The following is a 3,921-nucleotide window of genomic DNA, read 5'->3' as shown; positions in this document are numbered from 1 at the left end:
AAAAATCAGCCTGACACAGGCGAAAATATAAATTAAATTTAAAGCAAAGGCACCGTGCTATACCTGCCTGACGCGGGGACAGCACGGTGCCTGCTGACAGGTATACACCTGGTCTTATTTCAGATGTTTTAGCTCTTCCCGGAAACCTCCGCTCAGGATCGGGAAGCGCAGCCAGCTGCGGGGGTCCAGGTTGTAATCGTCCAGGTGGAAAGAGGGGGCATACCGCTCCCGTTTCCATTGGTTGCGCGACCACAAGGTATAGAACTTGTGCACGTGCTCCTTCAGCTTACCGGCTGGCGCCACATTTTCCTTCGTGAGCCGCTCGAGTACCTGCTGCGGGGACAGACGGTCATAAAATGCCAGCCGCTCGATCATGTTCAGGATCTCGTATGGCATCAGGTCCTTTTCATCGGTCTGCGACTCGGATGCAGGGCGCAACTCGGCAGTAGGTTGCAGGTTGTTGACGTACGCCAGCCCCAGGTAGCCCAGCTCCTGTTGCAGCCAGATCAGGAATTGCCGCACAAAGGCCTTGTCGATACCGGCTATCGGCGAGATGCTCCCGGCCGTGTCTCCATCCATGGTCGCGTAGCCCACAGCTGCCTCGCTGCGGTTGGAGGTTGCCAGCAACAGCGCATTGTTGATGTTGGCCAGCATCCAGATGGCAGGGGCCCGCACCCTGGCTTGTATGTTTTGCAGCGCCAGGTCATCTTTTTCCCAGGTCAGGTCCCGCTCCAGGGCTTCCTCTACTTTGGCCGTATACCCTTTCACTTCTTCATCGATGGTCCAGTCGTGGAACACGGCACCCAGGGACTCGGCCAGCTCTTTGGCAGAGGTATAGGTCGCGTCCGATGAGTTGATCGTGCCCTGATAAGCACAGGTCAGCATGCGGCCGACCAGGGCCTTGACCACCTGGTCCTGCGGCATGTTCTCGAAGTAGGTAGCTTCCTTGAGCGAGAACATCCGGGCTTTGGTCACAAAACCCGTCACTCCCAGAAAATCCACCCCACGGCGCACCATTTCGGCCACGGCCACGGCACAACAGGACGAGTCAGCTCCCCCGCTGAGCGAGAGCACAAAACCCCGGCTCCGGCTCTTGCGCATGTAGTCAAACAGGGCCAGGCTGAGGGCCGCAATCAGTTCCGCATTTTCATCGATGGGCGGCAGGTACTCGATGGTTTCAGCAATCTCCGGATTCTGCCCGAAGCATACCTCGGCGCACTCCAGGTCCACATCCTTAAAAGAGAGCAGCTCGTTCCGCCTGATCAGTTTGCCGTTCTGGGCAATGAGCACTTCCCCATCAAATACCACCCTGCCGGATTCATTTCCCAGCAGGTTGGCGTACAGGTAGGCGCACTGGTATTTCTTGGACGCCTCCACCACCAGCCTGTGCCGCACATCGGTTTTGCTCAGTGCGAAGTGGCTGGCGCTTGGGTTGAGAATCAGCTGCACGCCTTTGGCCATGTGCCGCTCCGCCGGACGGTTGGGCCGCCAGGCATCCTCGCATATCTCAAAGGCAAACTTGATGCCTTTCTCCTCATAGATGATGTCGCCGATCGGGTAGCGCTTGCCCTTCATCTCAAATTCTTCGACCACATGGGCAGGCCAGGGCGTAAACCAGCGCGGTTCGTAGTGTATGCCGTCGCGGGCTAAAAACTGCTTGGCTGTAAAGCCGACAATCTCTTTGTTTTTGATGACGCATGCCGTGTTGTATACCTCGCGCCCGATGAGCACATGCAGGCCCAGGCAAACGGTAATGCCATCGCACCACTCCTTTACCTGCAGCAGCTTGTCAAAGGTCTCGTCTGCCAGCCAGGGATGCAAAAACATGTCTTCGCAACCATAGCCGGTAATGCAGAGCTCCGGCAACAGAAGGATGTCTACTTTGCGGGTTGTGGCCTCCAGGATGGCAGACCGGATATTCAGGAGGTTGTATTCCCAGTCAAGGGGGGTCTGGTTCAGGGCTGCCCCAGCCAGTATAAGTCTAGTTTCTTCCATATCGGGTTTTCTAACGCAACAATATGGCAGCAAGTTAAGCTTTGCCGGCTAAATAAAGAATCCGGGCTTCGGGTACAGGTATAGCTTCTGCTTGTAGAGAAGAGGCAGAAAATCAAAAAAGAGGAACGTACAGCGGGGCGGTCTTGGAAAAAAGAAGGGGTAAATGAAGATGAATCAGCTGAAGTGGAGTGCTTCTACGGCTTTTTCGGCAGCGGCCTGGTCGGCCTTCTTTTTGGAAAGGCCCACTCCTATGGCGACCGGTTTATCATCCACGTAGATCTCGCAGGTAAACTCGGTGGTGTTGCCCTGGTTTTTGCGGTTCACGATCTCAAACCGGATTTCGGCGTTCTGGCTCTGAGCCCACTCGATGAGTTTGCTCTTGAAGTTGGAAGTCGTGTTTACCAGTTTGTGCAGGTCTACGTGGGGCTTGATGAGCTTGCCGAGTATGAACTGGCGGGTCGTATTATACCCTTTGTCCAGGTAAATCGCCCCGACCAATGCCTCAAGTGCATTGCCATGCACGGATTTGTTGCGTGATCCCTGCCCGCCGGAAGAGTCTACCTTTACCAACAGGTTCAACCCGATCTTGATGGCAATATGATTCAGCGACTCCCGGTTTACGATCCGCGAGCGCATTTCTGTCATAAAACCTTCGTCTTCGTAGGGAAATTTCTTAAACAACAGCTCCGCTACCACGGCACCCAATACCGCATCTCCCAGAAACTCCAGGCGCTCGTTCGTATCGTGTTTGCTGGCCAGGTTTTGGCGGGCAAACGACGTATGCGTCAGGGCCAGTTTGTACAGGCGGATGTTATCAGGCGTGCTGCCAATAATACCGGCAATGGCGCGCACTAATACTCTATCTTTTGTAAATAAGCTATGATAGAAGCGCCTAACCGGTTTTATAGGACCAAACACCTAATCGATAAATTGACGGAACAGAACGGATGTATTGTGACCACCAAACCCAAACGTGTTGCTGAGTGCTACCTTTACCTCACGCTCCTGCGCTTTGTTGAAGGTAAAATTCAGGCGGCTGTCAAAGCTGTCGTCGTCTGTAAAATGATTGATGGTAGGAGGTACAATGTTATTCTGGATAGACAGAATCGAAGCGACAGCCTCAATCGCTCCGGCAGCACCCAACAGGTGACCGGTCATCGATTTGGTTGAGCTGATATTCAGCTTGTAGGCGTGATCTCCAAATATTGTCTGAATCGCTTTTACCTCACTTACATCACCAAGCGGTGTAGAAGTACCATGCACGTTGATGTAATCTACCTCTTCGGGTTTGATGTTGGCATCGCGCAGCACGTTCTTCATCACGTTGAGTGCACCCAATCCTTCCGGATGCGGGGCCGTGATGTGGTGAGCGTCTGCAGACATACCGCCACCGATCACCTCGGCGTAGATCTTGGCACCACGCGCTTTGGCATGCTCGTACTCTTCCAGAATGAGGGCAGCGGCGCCTTCTCCGAGTACAAAGCCATCACGGTCTTTGTCGAATGGGCGGGATGCAGTCTCCGGGGAGTCGTTTCGCTCCGAAAGGGCCTTCAGCGCGTTAAAGCCTCCGATACCTGCTTCGGTAACAGCCGCCTCCGAGCCACCTGTCACGATCACATCGGCCATACCCAGACGGATATAGTTGAAGGAGTCAATGATAGCGTTTGTGGCAGAAGCACAGGCCGAAACCGTTACAAAGTTAGGTCCTCGGAAGCCATACTTAATAGAGATATGGCCGGCACTGATATCGGCGATCATCTTCGGGATGAAGAAAGGATTGAATCGCGGAGTACCGTCACCATTGGCAAAATTCACACACTCCTCCTGGAACGTGCGCAAGCCACCGATACCGGATCCCCAGATCACACCAATGCGATCCGGATCGAGATTATCTTCCAGCAGCTTCGCATCCTGAACGGCCTCCTC

General features: G+C 54.1%; 3 protein-coding genes. All 3 read right to left on the bottom strand.

Annotation, left to right across the window (positions count from 1 at the left end):
* Window positions 1–114: 114 nt before the first annotated feature.
* Complete coding sequence (gene nadE, locus OB13_RS18295; protein ID WP_461491626.1) at window positions 115–1,995, bottom strand: NAD(+) synthase; 1,881 nt, start codon at window positions 1,993–1,995, stop codon at window positions 115–117.
* 174 nt (window positions 1,996–2,169) lie between these two features.
* Window positions 2,170–2,847, bottom strand: a complete 678-nt coding sequence (gene rnc / locus OB13_RS18290) for a ribonuclease III (protein WP_461491625.1) — start codon at window positions 2,845–2,847, stop codon at window positions 2,170–2,172.
* A 66-nt stretch (window positions 2,848–2,913) separates the two neighbouring features.
* Window positions 2,914–3,921, bottom strand: a 1,008-nt coding sequence (gene fabF / locus OB13_RS18285) for a beta-ketoacyl-ACP synthase II (RefSeq protein WP_461491624.1), incomplete at its 5' end; no start/stop codon positions are given.

This window comes from Pontibacter sp. HJ8 (assembly GCF_054824225.1).
Note: the sequence above shows the minus strand (reverse complement) of the source record. Positions and strands in the feature narration are given on the sequence as shown.

What these genes read in the sequence shown, in the direction of transcription:
- nadE (WP_461491626.1), bottom strand. Translation starts at nt 1,995, where the DNA reads ATGGAAGAAACTAGACTTATACTGGCTGGGGCAGCCCTGAACCAGACC.